The sequence below is a fragment of the Xanthomonas sp. 3498 genome (genome assembly GCF_014199795.1).
Lineage (GTDB): Bacteria > Pseudomonadota > Gammaproteobacteria > Xanthomonadales > Xanthomonadaceae > Xanthomonas_A > Xanthomonas_A rydalmerensis.
In genome coordinates this window covers 859,130-875,833 of sequence record NZ_JACHOH010000002.1, presented here as the reverse complement: position 1 = coordinate 875,833, position 16,704 = coordinate 859,130, and the positions used below count along the sequence as shown (strand labels likewise).

The following is a 16,704-nucleotide window of genomic DNA, read 5'->3' as shown; positions in this document are numbered from 1 at the left end:
CTACGCACTGATTTGTAGCGGCGTGCGTGGGATGCCATGCAGCGCATGGAGCAACTGCGGCATCGCGGCGGCCGCGCGGGAGCGGCCGTATGAATATGGCGCGTGGCGATCAGAACTCCTGCCAGTCGCTGGCGGTGGCCTGGGCGAGCACGGCGGAACGTACCGGTGCCGGTCGCGGCTTGCGTGACGGCGCGACCGGCGCGCTGCGCGGAGCAGGGCGGGCGGTCCGCGCCGGGACGACGGTGGCGGCTTGCGTGATGGGATGGGACGTGTCCAGCTTGAACACCGCCACCGAGTCGCGCAGGTGTCCGGCCTGTTCTTCCATCGAGCGTGCGGCGGCGGTGGCTTCCTCCACCAGCGCGGCGTTCTGCTGGGTGGTCTCGTCCATCTGCATCACGGTCTGATTCACTTGCTCGATGCCGGCGGACTGCTCCTGCGAGGCGGCGGCGATCTCGCCCATGATGTCGGTGACGCGCTGTACCGAGGTCACGATCTCGGTCATGGTCCGGCCGGCCTGGTCGACCAGCGCCGAACCCTGGGTGACGCGGCTGACCGAGTCGTCGATCAAGGTCTTGATCTCCTTGGCGGCGTTGGCCGAGCGCTGGGCGAGGGTGCGCACTTCGGTAGCGACGACGGCGAAACCGCGACCCTGATCGCCGGCGCGTGCCGCTTCCACCGCCGCGTTGAGCGCCAGGATGTTGGTCTGGAAGGCGATGCCATCGATCACCGAGATGATGTCGGCGATCTTGCGCGAGGAGGCCTCGATGCCGCTCATGGTGTCGACCACCTGGCCGACCACCGCACCGCCCTGCGAGGCCACCGAGGCCGCGCCCGCGGAGAGCTGATTGGCCTGGCGCGCGTGTTCGGCGTTCTGCTTCACGGTGGAGGTCAGTTCCTCCATCGACGCGGCGGTCTCCTCCAGGCTGGCGGCCTGCTGCTCGGTGCGTCGCGACAGGTCGTCGTTGCCGGTGGCGATCTCGCTGGCGGCCGCATTGATGCTGACCGCAGCGGTCTGGATGCGCGCGACGATGGCGGCCAACTGCTCGGTGGTGGCGTTGGCGTCGTCGCGCATGGTGGCGAACACGCCCTGGAAATCGCCGTGCATGCGCGCGGTCAGGTCGCCGGCGGCGATGGAGCGCAGCAGGGACGACAGCGCCTGCAGATTGCCGTCGGCGGTGGCCATCAACTGATTGAGGCTGTCGACCATCAGGCGGAAGTCGTACTGGAAGCGCTCGGTGTCGCCGCGCATGCTGAAGTCACCGGCCGCGGCCGCGCCGGCCAGGTGCTTGATCTCGTTATTCATCGCGGTCAGGTTGTGCTTGACCGTGTCCATCGTCTCGGTGAGATGCGCCTTTTCGCCGGGCAGTCGCTCCATGTCCTCGGACAGGTCGCCGATGGCGTAGCGGCCCATGATCTGCGCTAGCCGCTCGGTCACGGCGATGTGCGCGGCGGCCTGCGCATTGCTGTCGCGGACCATGCGTCCGTAGTCGCCGGGGAAGGTGCTTTCGTCCATGCGGTAGCTGATCTGGCCGGCGTCGTGGCGCTGCGCCATCTCCGCCTGCGCGGCGAGCACCGCCTGCAACTGCTGCTGCATGCGCCCCATGGCGTTCAACAGGCGGCCGGTTTCGTCGCGCGCCTCGGTGCGCACGGCATTGTCCATGTGGCCATTGGCGATGGCCTCGGCGGTACGCGTGGCCAGGCGCAGCGGTGTGGTCAGGCTGCGGGTGATGGTCAGCGCCAGCAAGACGCTGAGCACCAGCGCCAGCACGGTGCCGCCGATCAACAGCATGCGGCCACGGTGCATCGAATCCAGCGCGGCCTGGTAGCCGGCGGCGGCCTGCGACTTCTGCCGATCGGAGAACTCGCGGATCTTGCTCTGCCACGCCAACGTCGCCGGCAGTGCTTGCTGGTTCAGCATCTCCACCGCCTGGGCGTTCTCGCCCTTCTCGCCCAGCGCGACGATGGCGTCGTTGATCTTCTTCGCGGCGGCACGCTTGGCGTCCATGTCGGCGCGGATGGCGCGGCCTGCGGCGGTGCTGGACAGCGTGTCGATCTTCGCGCGGGCTGTGGCGTAACGTTCGCGCTGGCGGTTGAAGGTGTCCAGCGCCGCTTGGCGCATCGCCGGGTTGCTGGAGGTGGTGTAGGTGCTCAGCGCCACCAGCACGGAGGAATTGGCGTCGAGCATCTGGTTGCTGAATTCGATCTTCGCCATGCGGTCCAGCACGATCATGTCCAGGTGCTTGCGCGCCTCGGCCATGCCGGACAGCCCGATGATCACCAGGACCACCGAAAGAAGAATCAGCAGGCCGAAGGCCGCCGATAGGCGGACACCGACGTTGTAGCGTTGCAGAAAACGGGTCATTTCAATCTCCAAGGGGCAGAAAGGCAGGTCGGCGCATAGGGATGCGGCGTCGGCGGTTTACTCGGGCAGACGCGGACGGCCTGCGCTGGAGGCGGCGGTAGTCACATGGCGTGATGACTGACGACGCGCAGGCAGGTCGTGCGAAAGCGCCGCAATCGCGACGGTGGCCATGGCGTTGCCATGCCCGATCTGCACCTGGAATCGCCGATGGCGTCCATGGGTCGTCTCGGTGGATGCGTCTTGCTGTCGCGAGAGCGCATGCATGGTGGGCCCCGTGTACGAAGGAAGAAACGACGCGTCTTGCGATGCGCCGGGAATCCGGGGTGTGATGCAACCTGACGAAACGTCTGGCAAAAAAATGCAAGTCGAGTCCGCGCGCGTGCCAAGGGCATGCGCAAAAAGATCAGCCGTCAGGGCGGCGTCCTTTCCCCGTTCGTTCGACTTCAGCGACCGGCAATGTGCACCGATCGATCCCCCCTGAAGCGCCGGCCGACCTCCCCAGGCCATGCCGGCACGCACCGATGTAGACAAAAAGCGTGCGCTCAACCTGGTATCGACGGGAGCACAGGATTCTTTAGCGTCGCAGGCGCCGTAGGACGGCGTGTTCATCCTGGCACTGCCGGTAAGCCGACGCTGCTTGTTTGAAGCATCCGGCGCCTTGCCGTACTCGGCATTGAGGAAGCTGGCGCAAGTGTCATGCGCATCGGCGGCATGCGCGTCGAGCGGCCGTGCGATGCATGCACGGCCGCTCGGTGAGCACTCGGAACGCCTGCCAGCCCGGGCAAGCGCAACGGACCGCGCCGTGCCCGGTGCCGGTCCTGACGTGCGCGACTACGCGGAGCGCACGCTGCGTGGGGCAGGGCGGGTTGCCGGCGCGATGGCGATCGATGCAATTTCGGGCAGTGCGTCCAACTTGAACACCGCCACTGCGTCCTGCAATTGCGTGGCCTGTTCCTCCATGGAACGCGCGACGGCGGTGGGCCTGACGCTGATGCGGACGTCGATCACTGTGCTGGAGCGATGCACGGGCGGCGCGACGAGCGCCTCGGCAGGTGGGCGTCGAGGCGATCCGTGATCCGCAGCGCCCACAACGCAAAAGCCCCGGCATCGCTGCCGGGGCTCGTCTGTGGCGTGACGCGGGAGGGTGGGGCGGTCAGGCCGCCTGCTGTACCCGCAGCGAGCGGACCAGGCCGCCGATGTCCACGATCAGGGCGACGCGGCCGTCGCCGAGGATGGTCGCGCCGGAGATGCCGCTGATGCGCCGGTAGTTGTTCTCGATGTTCTTGACCACCACCTGCTGCTGGCCGATCAACTCGTCCACTTCCAGCGCCAGCTTCTGCCCGTCGGCCTCCACCACCACCACCAGCGGTTCTTCGCTCTGCTCGATGCGGCCGAAGCCGTAGGAGTCGCTGAGCGAGAGGATCGGCAGGTATTCGCCGCGGACCCGCAGCACCCGGCCTTCGCCGGCCATGGTGCGGATGTCGTCGGCCTTCGGCTGCAGCGCTTCGATGACGTAGGCCAGCGGCAGGATCAGGGTCTCGCCGGCGACCGCCACGGTCATGCCGTCGAGGATCGCCAGGGTCAGCGGCAGGCGGATCAGCACGCGGGTGCCGCGGCCGGATTCGCTTTCCAACTGGACTTCGCCGCCCAGGCCCTGGATGTTGCGGCGGACCACGTCCATGCCGACGCCACGGCCGGACAGGTCGGTGACCGCATCGGCGGTGGAGAAGCCCGGGGCGAAGATCAGGTCCCAGACCTGCGCATCGCTCGGGTTGTCCGGCACGGCAATGCCACGCTCAGCGGCCTTGGCCAGGATGCGGTTGCGGTTGAGGCCGGCGCCGTCGTCGCTGACTTCGATGACGATGTGGCCGCCCTGGTGCGACGCGGCCAGGGTGATGGTGCCGGTCTCGTCCTTGCCGGCGGCGCGGCGCGCCTCCGGCAGTTCCAGGCCGTGATCGATCGAGTTGCGCACCAGGTGCACGAGCGGATCGGCGATCTTTTCGATCAGGCCCTTGTCCAGCTCGGTGCCCTCGCCAATCGTGCGCAGGCGCACCTGCTTGCCGAGGCGGCTGGACAGGTCGCGGACCAGGCGCGGGAAGCGGCGGAACACCGCGTCCACCGGCAGCATGCGCACGCCGATCACAGCCTCTTGCAGGTCGCGGGTATTGCGTTCCAGCAGGTCCAGGCCGGCGAACAGGCGTTCGGCCACGGCCTGGTCCAGGCCGGTGGAGACCTGCTTGAGCATGGCCTGGGTGATGACCAGTTCGCCGACCAGGTTGATCAGCGCATCGACCTTGTCGACGCTGACGCGGATCGAGCTTTCCGCTTCGTGCGCGGCGGCGGCGTTGCCGGCCGGCGCATTCGCGGCCACGGCGGCGGCGGGCGCTGCGGTGGCGGCGGTCGGTGGCGCGGTCAGCACCGGTGCCGGCGCGGTGGCCAGGCTCGGCGGCGGCACCGGGCGGATCTCCAGTTCGCAGTCGTCGATGACCCAGGCGAAGGTGTCTTCGATCGCGCTGCGCGGAATCTTGCCGACCAGGCCCAGATCCCAGGCCAGGTAGGCCTCGAGCGGATCGAGTTCGGCGAAGCCGGGCATGCGCGTGCTGCGGCAGGCGACCTGCAGCGGGCCGAGGTGTTCGAGTTCGCGGATGATGCGCAGCGGATCGTTGCCGCTCATGAACAGCGACGGCGCCGGGGTGAAGCCGATCTGCCAGGCTTCCGGCTCGGCCGGCTGGTTCGCCGCCGGGGTGGCGGCGGCCGGCGCGGCGGGGCCGCCGTTCAAGGCGTGCTGCAGGCGTTCGTGCACGGCCTTGACCGCGGCCGGATCGGCCGGGACGCCGTGTTCGGCTTCGCGCAGCAGGGCGCGCAGCACGTCCACCGAGCCGAGGATGGCGTCGATCGCGTGCGCCTCGACCTCGCGCTTGCCGGCGCGCAGCTCGTCGAGCAGCGTCTCCAGCACGTGGGTGAGGCCGGCCATCGCTTCGAAGCCGAAGGTGGCGGCGCCGCCCTTGATCGAGTGCGCGGCGCGGAACACCGAGTTGATGGTCTCGGGGTCGCGATTGCCTTCTTCCAACGACAGCAATCCGGCTTCCATCGCATCCAGCCCTTCGCGGCTTTCCTCGAAGAAGGTGGCGTGGAAACGTTGCAGGTCCATGCTCATGGGGCGGGAATCCGGAAAAGGAGGAGAGGGATCAGCCCAGGACTTTCTGGACGGTGGCGATCAGCTGTTCGGGATTGAACGGCTTGACCAGCCAGCCGGTGGCACCGGCAGCCTTGCCCTCGGACTTCTTCTCCGCCGCCGACTCGGTGGTCAGCATCAGCATCGGGGTGAACTTGTAGTCCGGCAGCTGCCGCAGCTCGCGGATCAGGGTGATGCCGTCCATGTTCGGCATGTTGACGTCGGTCACCACCGCGTTGAAGCGCTGGCCCTTGGCGCGGCCCAGCGCGACCGCGCCGTCTTCTGCTTCTTCGACGGCAAAGCCGGCCGAGGTGAGGGCGAAGGAGACCATCTGGCGCATCGACGCCGAATCGTCCACTACCAAGATACGTGCGCTCATGCCGCGTTCTCCACAGATTTCAGATTGTCAGGGGTTGCAGGAAGGCCCAGCGATTCGCTGACCCCTAGCAGGCGTGCCGCGTCGCGAAAGGTGGCGTTGCAGGCCTCGAATTCGGTGCGCTTGCCATCCTTGCGACGGGCGTCGACGAATGCGCACAGCACCTGGACGGACGCGGTATGGATGCGGCGCACTTCGCCGGCGTCCAGACGCAGCACGTCGTCCGCCGCAAGGAACGCGGTCAGGCGTTGTTTCAGGTCGGCGCTGGTCTCGATGCCGAGATCCTCGCCAAGAGGGACTGTGCTCATCATTACTCCGCACCAATGGTTCTATGGCAGATAACGGCCGTGGCCTGAAAAGCTTTAGCGGCGGTTGGAAAGTGCGGCACCGTTCCCAGTTGCCGCCCGCCGCATCGCTCAGTGCAGCAGTTGCTCGGCGTCGAGCAGGATCATCGGCTGTTGCGCCAGACGCGCCACGCCGCGGAACAGATGGTTGGAAATGCGGCAGATGCGGGCGTTGTCCGGCGGTTCGATCTGCTGGTCGCGCAGGCTGGCCACGTCTTCCACCGCGGACACGCGCAGGCCCAGGGTCTCGCCGTTCTCTTCCAGCACCACCACCCGGGTCAGCATGTCCATCTCGATCGGCGCCGCGCCCAGGTGCAGGCCCAGGTCGATCACCGGCACCACCTGGCCGCGCAGGTTCATGATGCCCAGCATCGCCGGTGGCGTGCCACGCAGCGCCAGCAGCGGCACCGGCAGCACCACTTCCTGCACCTTCAGCAGTTCCAGTGCGTAGGCCTGCTCGCCGCAGCGCAGGCGCAGCCAGCGGGTGCTGCGCTCGGCCAAGCGCTCGGGGGCGATGGCCGAGCCGTGCGGCACGCTCGGCGCCATGAAGGCCTGCAGATTCGGCGGCAGCTTCGCTCCGGCCGCCTGTGCGCGGCTGGCTTCTGCGCGCCGTTCCGGCGGCACCGCCATCGGCGGGCGCTGGACCGCACGCGCGGCGGCGGCATCGTCTTCGGCGGCGAGATTGCGCGGCGTTGTGGCGCGTTGCCGCTCCATCGCCGCGACCACGTCCAGGTCGGCCTGGCGCTCGGCCTGCTCGGCCGGCGTGAGCGCGGCAACGGGTGCCTGCTGCGACATGATGCCGGCCAGGGCCGGATCGGAATCGGCTTCGGCCAGGACCGCGGCGGCGATCTCTTCGGGCGTCGGACCGGCCAGCGCGGGTGCGAGTGCCTGCTGGGACATGATGCCGGCCAGGGCCGGATCGGAATCGGCTTCGGCCAGGACCGCGGCGGCGATCTGTTCGGGCGTCGGGCCGGCCGGCGCGGGCGCGAGCGCCTGCTGCGACATGATGCCGGCCAGGGCCGGATCGGAATCGGCTTCGGCCAGGACCGCGGCGGCGATCTCTTCGGGCGTCGGACCCGCCGGCGCGGGCGCGAGTGCTTGCTGCGACATGATGCCGGCCAGGGCTGGATCGGAGTCGGCTTCGGCCAGGACCGCGGCGGCGATCTGTTCGGGCGTCGGACCCGCCGGAGCGGGCGCGAGCGCCTGCTGGGACATGATGCCCGCAAGGGCTGGATCGGAGTCGGCTTCGGCCAGGACCGCGGCGGCGATCTGTTCGGGCGTCGGGCCAGCGGTGGCGAGTGCCGGGATCTCGGCGTCCGCGTCCACGTCGGCGACCGCGACCGGCGCGGGGTTCGCTGGCGGTGCCTTCTGCTCCTCGGCGATCACGTCGTGGAGCAGGCCTTCCAGGTAATCGTCGATGATGCCGGGGGTGCTCATGCGGCTTGCTCCATCGGCGTCGCGTCGCTGGCCAGCAGCCATTCCAGCGCGCGGCGGTAGGCGGCCAGACCGCGGCCGGGGTAGTCGCCCGCCGCGCCGGCCACGGTCAGCGCCTTGACGTTGCAGATCTTGGTATCGACCGGGATCGCGTCTTCCCACACCCGTTCGCCGTAGCTGTCCTGCATCTGTCGCAGGGTCTCGTTGCCGGCGCGGGTGCGCTTGTCGAACAGGGTCGGCAGGATCGAGGCGGGCAGCGGCCGGCGCCGCGAGCGTTCGACCATGTCCACGGTGCGGACCATGCTGGCCAGGCCGTGCAGGGCCAGCGGCTCGGCCTGGGTCGGGATGATCACGCGGTCGGCCGCGGCCAGCGCATTGATCATCAGAAGGCCCAGGGTCGGCGGGCAGTCGAGCAGGATGTAGTCGTGCTGGCCGGCATGGCGGGCCATGGCCTGCTGCAGCGCCAGGCCCAAACCGGGCTGGTTGGCGCTACGCCGTTCCAGCGTGGCCAGCGCGGTCTGCCCGCAGACGAAGCTCAGGCGCTCGACCGCGGTGTCGCGGGCCAGCGCGGCCAGTTCGCCCGGCGGGGTCCCGAACAGGTCCAGCACGCCCGGCGGCTGCGGTTCCTGCGGCACGTCGAAGGCCCGGGTCAGCGAGGCGTGCGGATCGAGATCGAGCATCAGCACGCGGTGTCCGAGCATGGCCAGCCCACGGCCCATGGCGAGCGTGGTGGTGGTCTTGCCCACGCCACCTTTCTGGTTGGCGATCGCCCAGATGCGCATCAGTTGACTCCTTCAATGGCAGGTACTGCGCGGGAACCGCCGGCATTGCCGGCGGCCGCCGCGGCGGGGGGTGTCGAAGTGGCCGGCGCGGCGCCGGCGCTCAAACGGTCGGGGGCCGACGGCGTCGGATCGCTGCTGTCGCCGGAATCGGCCAGGATCACCAGCACCACGCGGCGGTTGGCGTTGCGGCCGGCCGGCGTGTCGTTGCTGGCGCGCGGGCGGAACTGGCCGTAGCCGATCATCGACAGCCGCGAGGGCTGCAGGCCCTGGTCGGCGAACAGGTGGACCACGCTGGCCGCGCGCGCCGCCGACAGTTCCCAGTTCGACGGGAACTGCAAGGTGGCGATCGGGGTGTTGTCGGTGTAGCCCTCCACGCGCACCCCGTTGGGCACGCCGGCCAGCACCTGCGCCAGTTCCGCCAGGGTGGCGCGCGCGCTCTGGTCCAGCGCGGCCGAGCCGGAGCCGAACAGGATGTCGCTGTTGATCTCCACTTCGATCCACAGCCCGGCGCGGCGCACGGTGATCAGCTTCTTCTGGATCAGCGGCGCCAGCGCGGCGCCGAGACGGTCGGCGATGCTGTCGAGCTGGCGTTGCGCGCGGCGCAACTGCTGCGCGTCGCGCAGGTCGTCGCCGCGCTGCGCATTGCCGGAGGGCAGGCGGTTGGGATCGGGCAGGGTCAGCGCCGGGCTGGACTTGATCGGGGTCGGGCGCTCGCCGCCCTGGCCCTGCAAGGCCTGGTCGCCGACCTGCACCGGGCGCAGGGTCTTGGGGGTGCCGCCGAACGCGGCGCTCATCGCGTCGGCCATCACCCGGTACTTGGCTTCGTTGATCGTGGACAGCGCGTACATCACCACGAAGAAGGCGAGCAGCAACGTCATCAGGTCGGCATAGGGGATGGCCCATGCCTCGTGGTTGGCGTGCTCGTCGTGGGAGTGCTTGCGGGCCATTGGCAACTCAATGCAAGAATCCGGCCAGTTTCGATTCGATGTTGCGCGGGTTCTCGCCCTGGGCGATGGCGATCAACCCTTCGATGATCATTTCGCGCTCGCCGCAGCTGTGCTTGATCACGCTCTTGAGCTTGGCGGCCATGGGCAGGAACAGCAGGTTGGCCGAGGCGATGCCGTAGATGGTGGCGGTGAACGCGGCGGCGATGCCATGGCCGAGCTTGCTCGGGTCGGCCAGGTTCTTCATCACCGCGATCAGGCCCAGCACCGCGCCGATGATGCCCAGGGTCGGCGCGTAGATGCCCATGCCCTCGAACACCTTGGCCGCGGCCAGGTCGCAGTGTTCCTGGCCTTCCAGGTCGATCTCCAGCATGTGCCGGATGGCTTCCGGCTCCACGCCGTCCACCAGCATCTGCAGGCCCTTGCGCACGAACGGATCCTGCTGCTGCGGCACCTGGTTCTCGAGGCCGAGCAGGCCCTGGCGGCGGGCGATGTTGCTCCATTCCACGATCTGCTTGAGCAGCGCCTGGCGATCGCTCGGCGGCGGCCACAGCAGCCACTTGGCGATCTGGAACGCACGCCGGAACACGGAAGGCGGGGTATGCACCAGGATCGCGGCGACGGTGCCGACGATCACGATCACGAACGCAGCCGGCGACCACAGCGCCGAAATGCCGGCGCCCTTGAGGATGCTGCCGCCGATCAGCGACAGAATCGCCAACAGCAGGCCAATGAGACTGAGCTTGTCCATGCAGGAGGTATCGGCCAGGGGGCTTGGGACTTGATGGGGGTGGGGCCGGGATTGGGGATTGGGGATTGGGGATTCGCAAAAGCGCGCGCGGATCGCTGGTCGGCTTGGTGTGGGAGCGGCTTTAGCCGCGACGCGCTGACCTTGCCGCGTTGCCTATGCACAATCGTTCGGATCGTGTCGGCAGGGAGCCTTGCGCCGCGCGTTATCGCCGTTCCCGTAGTGGAACCGATGCGGCGGCGAGCCGCTTTTGCGATTCCCCAATCCCGATTCCCGAGTCCCAGCCTCACCGCGTCGCGGCTGAAGCCGCTCCTACAAGAAGCAGAGAAGCGCCAGGGAAGCCGCTCTCACGATTCCCCAATCCCGATTCCCCAATCCCGGCTCGTCAGGCCTTCAGGCCATCCACATCCAGGATCAGCGCCAGGCGGCCGTCGCCGATGAGGGTGGCGCCGGCGTAGCCGGGCAGGCCGCGCAGGGAACGCGGCAGCGGCTTGATCACCACTTCCTCGCGGCCGCGGACCTGGTCCACGACCAGGCCCATGCGCGATTCGCCGGCCTGCAGCACCACCACGGTCAGCAGCGGCAGTTGCGGGGCGTCGATGTTGAGCCACTGGCGCAGGTCCACCAGCGGCAGGGTGTGCGACTGCCGGTCGAGCACGGCGCGGCCGTCGAACCAGCCCAGCGAGCGGCGCGGGGCGTGCAGCACTTCCACCACGCGCGCCAGCGGCAGTGCGTAGACGGTGTCGCCGGCCTGCACCAGCAGGGTCGGCAGGATCGCCAGGGTCAGCGGCACGCGGATCAGGAAGCGGCTGCCGCGACCCAGTTCCGACTGGATCTGGATCTGTCCGCTGAGTTCGCGGATGCGCGACTGCACCACGTCCATGCCGACGCCGCGGCCGGAGATGTCGGTGACTTCGGCCTTGGTCGAGAAGCCGGGCAGGAACACCAGGTGCAGGCATTCCTCGGTGGTCAGGCGGGCGGCGGCCTCGGGGTCGATCAGGCCCTTCTCGCGGGCCTTGGCGCGCAGCCGTTCCGGGTCGATGCCGGCGCCGTCGTCCTGCACCTCGATGCTGACGTAGTCGCCTTCCTGCTGCGCCGACAGGCGCACGTGGCCGCCGCGCGGCTTGCCGGTGGCCTCGCGCAGCGCCGGCGCCTCGATGCCGTGGTCGATGGCGTTGCGCACCAGGTGCACCAGCGGATCGGCCAGCGCCTCGACCAGGTTGCGGTCCAGTTCGGTATCGGCGCCGATCAGTTCCAGTTCCACTTCCTTGTTGAGGGAGCGGGCGACGTCGCGCGCGACCTTGGGGAAGCGCGAGAACACCTTGCCGACCGGCTGCATGCGCGTGCGCATGACCGCCGACTGCAGGCGCGCGGTGGCGATGTCCAGGCTGCTGACCGCGCGGTCCAGTTCCTCGTCGCGCAGGCGCACGCGCAGGGTCTTGAGTCGGTTGCGCGAGAGCACCAGTTCGCCGATCAGGTTGACGATCGCGTCCAGGCGCTTGGTGTCCACACGCACGGTGTGTTCGGGTTCGGCGGCCTTGGCCGGGGCGGCCGCGGCCTTGGGCGCGGCGCTGGGCGCGCGCGGCGCCGGCTGCAGCGCCTGCGGCGTGGCCGTCGGCGGCGCATCGCCGTGCAACTGGTCCAGCAGCGCTTCGAATTCGTCGTCGCTGATCAGATCCCCCGCGGCCGCGGCGGTGGCCGCTGCGGGGGCGGGCGCCGGCGCGGCGCTCTTGGCCGGGGCCGGTGCCGGGGCGGCATCGCCGTGCGCGTCGAACTGCGCGATCAGTTCCGCTGGCGCACGCGGCGGCTCCTGGCCGCTGCCGAAGGCGTCGAGCATCGACTGCAGGTAGTCCAGCGACTGCTGCGCGGCGTCGAAGTGCCGCGCCTGCAGGGTGGCCTGGCCGGCGCGGGCCATGCCCAGGGTTTCCTCCGCGGCGTGGCACAGCTCGACCATGGCGTTGATCGCCAGGAAGCCGGCGCCGCCCTTGAGCGTGTGGAAGCCGCGGAACACGGCGTTGAGCTGGCCGCTGTCCTCGGGCGCCTGCTCCAGCGACACCAACTGCTCGCCGAGCCGGTCCAGGATCTCCTGGGCCTCGATGATGAAGTCGGCAGCGATGTCGTCGGGTACGGCGCTCATGGCATTACAGTCCCAGTCCGGACAGCAGGTCGTCGGCGTCGTTCTGCGACACGCCGTGGCGGTCCAGACCGGGCAGGGCCGGGCCGGCCAGGCTGCCGTCGGGTTTGCGTTCTTCCTTCGGCGGCAGACCCAGCGCGCCGAAGCCTTCGTGCACGCGGCGCACGATGCCGGCGACGCGACGGATGATCTGCCCGGTCAGGTCCTGGAAGCTCTGCGCCAGGGCCATTTCGGTGAGGTTGTGGCGGATCTTGTCGAGGATCTCGCCCTGGTCGCCGCTGAGGCCGCCGGCGGCGAGCTGGTTGGCCAGCGCGCGGCATTCCTCGGCCAGGTCCAGGGTGCGGTGGCTGGCCTGTTCGGTCATCTCCACCACGTGGTCCAGACGCGAGCAGGCGTCGTCCAGCTCGCCGGCCTCGCTGGGCACCACCGGCAGTTCGCCGAGCGCCTGACCCAGATCGCGCGCGAGCCGGCTCAGGCCCTGCATCATCGGCCGCGTGCGCCAGGCGGCGAGGGTGTCGATCTCCCTGCGCCAGCCGGCCTCGTCGCCGTTCTCCAGCGCGTCCAGCGCGCCTTGCAGGCGTTCGATCAGGGCGGTACGTTCGGCTGTGGCTTCCATTTAGGCGGTCGCTCCCAGGCGTTCGAAGATCTTGCCCAGCTTCTCCTGCAGCGTCTGCGCGGTGAACGGCTTGATGATGTAGCCGTTCACGCCGCACTGCGCGGCCTCGATGATCTGCTCGCGCTTGGCCTCGGCGGTGACCATCAGCACCGGCAGGTGCTTGAGCTTGTCGTCGGCGCGGATGTTGCGCAGCAGATCGATGCCGGTCATGCCGGGCATGTTCCAGTCGGTGACCACGAACTCGAACGGTGCCGAGCGCAGCGCGGCCAGGGCGCTGTTGCCGTCTTCGGCCTCGGCGGTGTTGGTGAAGCCCAGATCGCCGAGCAGATTCTTGACGATGCGCCGCATCGTCGAGAAATCGTCCACGATCAAAATCCGCATGTTCTTGTTCACCACTGACTCCTAAGGGTTCCTATTCTTCGTCTTCCAGACCGGCATCGGCGACACCGAACGCCTTCAGGCGTCCGCGCAACCGTACCGTGGCCTGGCCATGGATCTGACACACGCGCGACTCGCTGACCCCGAGTACCGCGCCGATTTCCTTGAGGTTCAATTCCTGCTCGTAGTACAGCGACAGCACCAACTGCTCGCGTTCGGGCAACTGCGCGATGGCCTTGCCCAGCTCGCGGCCGAATTCGCTGCGCTCGAGCATCTGCTGCGGATTGGGTCCGCCCTTGGCGATGGTATCCAGCTCGCCATGGTCCTCGATGCGCGACTCCAGGCTCAGCACCTGGCCGCGGGCGGCATCTTCCATCAAACGCAGGTATTCGGGAAGCGGCATGTCCATCGCCGCGGCCACTTCGTTGGCGGCGGCGGCGCGGCCGGTGCTCTGTTCGATCTTGCGGATCGCCGAGGCGGCGTCGCGGGCGCGGCGGTGCACCGAGCGCGGCACCCAGTCGCCGCGGCGGATCTCGTCGATCATCGAGCCGCGGATGCGGATCGAGGCGTAGGTCTCGAACGAGGCGCCCTGTTCGGCGTCGTAGCTGCGCGAAGCCTCGATCAGGCCGATCATGCCGGCCTGGATCAGGTCGTCGATCTCGACGCTGGCCGGCAGTCGCGCCGCCAGGTGATGGGCGATGCGCCGGACCAGGTCCGAGTGCTGGGCGATGTAGTCGTTGGCGCTGTTGCGCTGGACGGCGCGGTAGTGGGCGGCGGCGTTCATGCGGCCACCCCGCGCTGGATGATGCGTTCGACGAAGAACTCGACGTTGCCGCGTGGGGCGGTCGGCGCCTGCCAGCGCGCGGTGCGCCGGGCGATCTCGGAGATCGCCTGCGCCGACGGGCTGGACGGGTAGGCCTTGACCACCGGCTGCTGGCGCTGCACCGACAGGCGCAGCCAGTCGTCCTGCGGCACGCAGCCCAGGTAGTTCAGCGACACGTCGCCGAGGAACTTCTCGCAGACCCGGCTCAGCTTGTCGTACAGCAGGCGGCCTTCGTTGAGGTCGCGCACCATGTTGGCGACGATCTGCACCCGGTCCACGCCGCGCTCGCGCGAGAGGACCTTGATCAGGGCGTAGGCGTCGGTGATCGAGGCCGGCTCGTCGCAGACCACCACCACCGCGTCCTGCGCGGCCTGGCAGAAGGTCAGCACGCTGTCGGTGATGCCGGCGGCGGTGTCGACGATCATCACGTCCAGCTCGCGCTGCAGCTCGGAGAACACGTTGACCAGGCCCACGTGCTGGGCCGGCGGCAGCTCGGCCATGTAACGGCGGCCGGAGGCGGCGGGCACCACCATCAGCCCGTTGGGCATGTCGATCAGCACTTCTTCCAGGGTGCAGCGCCCGGCGACCAGGTCGGCCACGGTGAACTTGGGCGTCAGCCCCAGCAGCACGTCGACGTTGGCCAGGCCGAGGTCGGCGTCCAGCAGCAGGGTGCGCTTGCCCATGTCGGCCAGCGCCATGGACAGGTTGACCGAGATGTTGGTCTTGCCCACGCCGCCCTTGCCGCCGGTCACGGCGATGGTGCGCACCGGACCCAGCGGTTCGCTACGCGTCGCCGACAGGGGGAAGGCATTGGTCAGATTGACGTAGTCACGCGACGGCATGGGTCTGCTCCGGAGTACAGGGCTTATCGGCAGCGCGCCGCAAATCTTCAAGGCGCAATACCAGGCTGGCGGCGTTGGCGCGGTGCAGGTCGTCCGGCACGCGCTGTCCATCGGTCACCCAGGTGATGGGGAGGCGGTGGTCCACGACCACCGACAAGGCACTGCCGAACCGCCCGGTCTCGTCCAACTTGGTCATGATGACCCCCTGTGGGTCGGCGCCGGCGAACCGGCGCACCACCTCGTCCAGGTCGGAGAAATGGGCATTGGCAGGCAGTACCAGCAAGGATCGGACCACACGCGAGGCGCGCAGCCAGTGCAGCTGGGCGGCCAGGGCGCGGTCGCGCTGGCCCATGCCGGCGGTGTCGATCAGCACCAGCTTGTAGTCGGCCAGGCGCTCCAGCAACTGCTGCAGCGCGGCGTCGCTGTCGGCCTCGTGCACGGCGATGCCGAGCTGGCGGCCGTAGCTGTGCAACTGTTCGCGGCCGCCGACGCGGACCGTGTCGGTGGTCACCAGGGCCACGTCGCGGGCGGCATGGCGCTCCAGGAAGCGCGAGGCCAGCTTGGCGATGGTGGTGGTCTTGCCGGCGCCGGTGGGGCCGATCAGGGCGATCACGCCGCCTTCCTCGATCGGGTCCAGCGGGGCGATCGGCAGGCGCTTGGACAGCAGGCCCAGCATCAGCCCGCGGCCGCGGTGCAGCTCCAGGTCGGCGGGGATCTGCATGACCACGTCGCGGGTGATGCCGCTGTCGAAGCCATAGTCGTCCATCAATTCCAGGGCCTGGGCACGGACCGGCGAACCGCGCAGGCGTTCGTCGGTGAGGCGGTTCATCTCGCGCTCGATCATCTGCCGCATCAGCGCCAGTTCGTCGCGCAGCTGCGTCAATTGTTCGTCGTTCTGCGGGGCCGGGAAGGTCGGCACCGCCGCCAGCGTCGCGGCCGCCGGGATTCCGGCAGTGGCCGGCGCGTCCGCCTTGGCCGCGCTCGGCGCGGGCGCGGCCGGGGCCGGGCTCGCCACCGGGGTCAGCGCCACCGCGGCGACGTCGTCGCGCCAGGCCGGCATGGCCTCGGCGGCCGGCGCCGGGGCGGCGGCAGCGAACGGGCTGGGCATGGGCACGCTGATCGGGGCGTTGCGGAACACGTCCTCGGGGATGCTGAAGTCGGCGCGGCCCGTGGCCGGTGCCGGAGCCTTGGCCGCTGCGGCCGGGCGCGCTGCGGCAGCCGGGGCGCCCGCGTCAGGCATGGCCGAGGCGGCCAGCGCCGCCGGCTGGGTCAGCGGCCGCGCTGCGGGAGCGGCCGGGGCGGTCGCCGCGGCGCCACCACGGCGCTCGCTGATCGCGGCCATCATCGCCATCGCCGGGCTGGCCGCGGCCTTATCGCTGCGGGCGGCGCGCGGCGCGGCAGCGGCCGGTGCCTGCGCCGCGGCGGCGCGTGGCGCCTCGTCCGGGCGCACCGAATCCAGCGCCCGCTGCACCAGGGCCTCGTCGTAATTGCTGGCGGCGACGATCTCGATGCCCTCGTCGGTACGCCGGTTGGACAGGATCACCGCATCCGGCCCGTGCTCGTCGCGCACCATCCGGAAGGCGGTGCGCATGTCGGGGGCGACAAAGCGTTTGATCTTCATGGGTGAGTGCCGGGATTCGGGATTGGGGAGTGGGGATTGGTTGCGGAGGCCGCCATGGCATGGCTGCTATCCGGTCGCCTTGCTCTGGTTGTGTTCGTTCGTGTCATTGCTGTCTCTCTCCGCGT

Annotated in this window: 16 protein-coding genes; 1 reads left to right on the top strand and 15 read right to left on the bottom strand. The window is 69.4% G+C overall.

Translation table 11 applies throughout. The features are described from left to right. Positions 1 to 109: 109 nt before the first annotated feature. Positions 110 to 2,362 carry a methyl-accepting chemotaxis protein gene (locus tag GGR66_RS08925; RefSeq protein ID WP_184447986.1) on the bottom strand — a complete coding sequence of 751 codons (2,253 nt, stop codon included), beginning with the start codon at positions 2,360 to 2,362 and terminating at the stop codon, positions 110 to 112. Between the two features lie 57 nt (positions 2,363 to 2,419). Next, positions 2,420 to 2,971, bottom strand: a complete 552-nt coding sequence (locus GGR66_RS08920) for a hypothetical protein (RefSeq protein ID WP_184447985.1) — start codon at positions 2,969 to 2,971, stop codon at positions 2,420 to 2,422. On the opposite strand from GGR66_RS08920, the gene GGR66_RS08915 reads away from it, so the two are divergent. Next, positions 2,964 to 3,437, top strand: coding sequence for a hypothetical protein (locus GGR66_RS08915; RefSeq protein ID WP_184447984.1), 474 nt, complete (start codon positions 2,964 to 2,966; stop codon positions 3,435 to 3,437). The genes GGR66_RS08920 and GGR66_RS08915 overlap by 8 nt on opposite strands. 78 nt (positions 3,438 to 3,515) lie before the next feature. Here GGR66_RS08915 and GGR66_RS08910 read toward each other — a convergent pair whose 3' ends face one another. The 13 genes from GGR66_RS08910 to flhF form a co-directional block, all read right to left on the bottom strand. After that, the gene (locus GGR66_RS08910) at positions 3,516 to 5,519 is read right to left on the bottom strand and encodes a chemotaxis protein CheA (RefSeq protein WP_184447983.1); all 2,004 of its coding nucleotides are present in this window, start codon (positions 5,517 to 5,519) and stop codon (positions 3,516 to 3,518) included. A gap of 31 nt (positions 5,520 to 5,550) precedes the next feature. Continuing rightward, positions 5,551 to 5,916: a response regulator gene (locus tag GGR66_RS08905; RefSeq protein WP_010341778.1), complete on the bottom strand. Its 366-nt coding sequence runs from the start codon at positions 5,914 to 5,916 to the stop codon at positions 5,551 to 5,553. Next, the gene (locus GGR66_RS08900; protein ID WP_160967807.1) at positions 5,913 to 6,221 is read right to left on the bottom strand and encodes an STAS domain-containing protein; all 309 of its coding nucleotides are present in this window, start codon (positions 6,219 to 6,221) and stop codon (positions 5,913 to 5,915) included. The genes GGR66_RS08905 and GGR66_RS08900 overlap by 4 nt, the downstream gene beginning before the upstream one ends. A gap of 108 nt (positions 6,222 to 6,329) precedes the next feature. Further along, the gene (locus GGR66_RS08895) at positions 6,330 to 7,694 is read right to left on the bottom strand and encodes a chemotaxis protein CheW (protein ID WP_184447982.1); all 1,365 of its coding nucleotides are present in this window, start codon (positions 7,692 to 7,694) and stop codon (positions 6,330 to 6,332) included. Beyond that, positions 7,691 to 8,473, bottom strand: a complete 783-nt coding sequence (locus GGR66_RS08890; protein WP_167087706.1) for a ParA family protein — start codon at positions 8,471 to 8,473, stop codon at positions 7,691 to 7,693. Before GGR66_RS08890 ends, GGR66_RS08895 begins: the two co-directional genes overlap by 4 nt. Continuing rightward, the gene (gene motD, locus GGR66_RS08885) at positions 8,473 to 9,426 is read right to left on the bottom strand and encodes a flagellar motor protein MotD (protein ID WP_237475346.1); all 954 of its coding nucleotides are present in this window, start codon (positions 9,424 to 9,426) and stop codon (positions 8,473 to 8,475) included. Before motD ends, GGR66_RS08890 begins: the two co-directional genes overlap by 1 nt. Position 9,427: 1 nt before the next feature. Further along, the gene (locus GGR66_RS08880) at positions 9,428 to 10,168 is read right to left on the bottom strand and encodes a flagellar motor protein (protein WP_160958704.1); all 741 of its coding nucleotides are present in this window, start codon (positions 10,166 to 10,168) and stop codon (positions 9,428 to 9,430) included. A 382-nt stretch (positions 10,169 to 10,550) separates the two neighbouring features. After that, on the bottom strand, positions 10,551 to 12,302 hold the full coding sequence (locus GGR66_RS08875) for a chemotaxis protein CheA (RefSeq protein ID WP_184447981.1): 1,752 nt from the start codon (positions 12,300 to 12,302) through the stop codon (positions 10,551 to 10,553). 4 nt (positions 12,303 to 12,306) lie between these two features. Continuing rightward, positions 12,307 to 12,915, bottom strand: coding sequence for a protein phosphatase CheZ (locus GGR66_RS08870; RefSeq protein ID WP_160967575.1), 609 nt, complete (start codon positions 12,913 to 12,915; stop codon positions 12,307 to 12,309). Continuing rightward, positions 12,916 to 13,308: a chemotaxis response regulator CheY gene (gene cheY, locus GGR66_RS08865; RefSeq protein WP_010341542.1), complete on the bottom strand. Its 393-nt coding sequence runs from the start codon at positions 13,306 to 13,308 to the stop codon at positions 12,916 to 12,918. A 19-nt stretch (positions 13,309 to 13,327) separates the two neighbouring features. Continuing rightward, on the bottom strand, positions 13,328 to 14,077 hold the full coding sequence (locus tag GGR66_RS08860; RefSeq protein ID WP_160967573.1) for an RNA polymerase sigma factor FliA: 750 nt from the start codon (positions 14,075 to 14,077) through the stop codon (positions 13,328 to 13,330). After that, complete coding sequence (locus GGR66_RS08855; protein WP_010341540.1) at positions 14,074 to 14,958, bottom strand: P-loop NTPase; 885 nt, start codon at positions 14,956 to 14,958, stop codon at positions 14,074 to 14,076. Before GGR66_RS08855 ends, GGR66_RS08860 begins: the two co-directional genes overlap by 4 nt. Beyond that, positions 14,945 to 16,579 (bottom strand): flagellar biosynthesis protein FlhF, encoded by a 1,635-nt coding sequence (gene flhF, locus GGR66_RS08850; RefSeq protein WP_184447980.1) that lies wholly within the window; start codon positions 16,577 to 16,579, stop codon positions 14,945 to 14,947. Before flhF ends, GGR66_RS08855 begins: the two co-directional genes overlap by 14 nt. Positions 16,580 to 16,704 lie beyond the last annotated feature (125 nt).

Coding starts and splice junctions, on each gene's coding strand:
- GGR66_RS08925 (WP_184447986.1), bottom strand. CDS start 2,362: ATGACCCGTTTTCTGCAACGCTACAACGTCGGTGTCCGCCTATCGGCG.
- GGR66_RS08920 (WP_184447985.1), bottom strand. CDS start 2,971: ATGAACACGCCGTCCTACGGCGCCTGCGACGCTAAAGAATCCTGTGCT.
- GGR66_RS08910 (WP_184447983.1), bottom strand. CDS start 5,519: ATGAGCATGGACCTGCAACGTTTCCACGCCACCTTCTTCGAGGAAAGC.
- GGR66_RS08905 (WP_010341778.1), bottom strand. CDS start 5,916: ATGAGCGCACGTATCTTGGTAGTGGACGATTCGGCGTCGATGCGCCAG.
- GGR66_RS08900 (WP_160967807.1), bottom strand. CDS start 6,221: ATGAGCACAGTCCCTCTTGGCGAGGATCTCGGCATCGAGACCAGCGCC.
- GGR66_RS08895 (WP_184447982.1), bottom strand. CDS start 7,694: ATGAGCACCCCCGGCATCATCGACGATTACCTGGAAGGCCTGCTCCAC.
- GGR66_RS08890 (WP_167087706.1), bottom strand. CDS start 8,473: ATGCGCATCTGGGCGATCGCCAACCAGAAAGGTGGCGTGGGCAAGACC.
- GGR66_RS08880 (WP_160958704.1), bottom strand. CDS start 10,168: ATGGACAAGCTCAGTCTCATTGGCCTGCTGTTGGCGATTCTGTCGCTG.
- GGR66_RS08875 (WP_184447981.1), bottom strand. CDS start 12,302: ATGAGCGCCGTACCCGACGACATCGCTGCCGACTTCATCATCGAGGCC.
- GGR66_RS08870 (WP_160967575.1), bottom strand. CDS start 12,915: ATGGAAGCCACAGCCGAACGTACCGCCCTGATCGAACGCCTGCAAGGC.
- GGR66_RS08860 (WP_160967573.1), bottom strand. CDS start 14,077: ATGAACGCCGCCGCCCACTACCGCGCCGTCCAGCGCAACAGCGCCAAC.
- GGR66_RS08855 (WP_010341540.1), bottom strand. CDS start 14,958: ATGCCGTCGCGTGACTACGTCAATCTGACCAATGCCTTCCCCCTGTCG.
- flhF (WP_184447980.1), bottom strand. CDS start 16,579: ATGAAGATCAAACGCTTTGTCGCCCCCGACATGCGCACCGCCTTCCGG.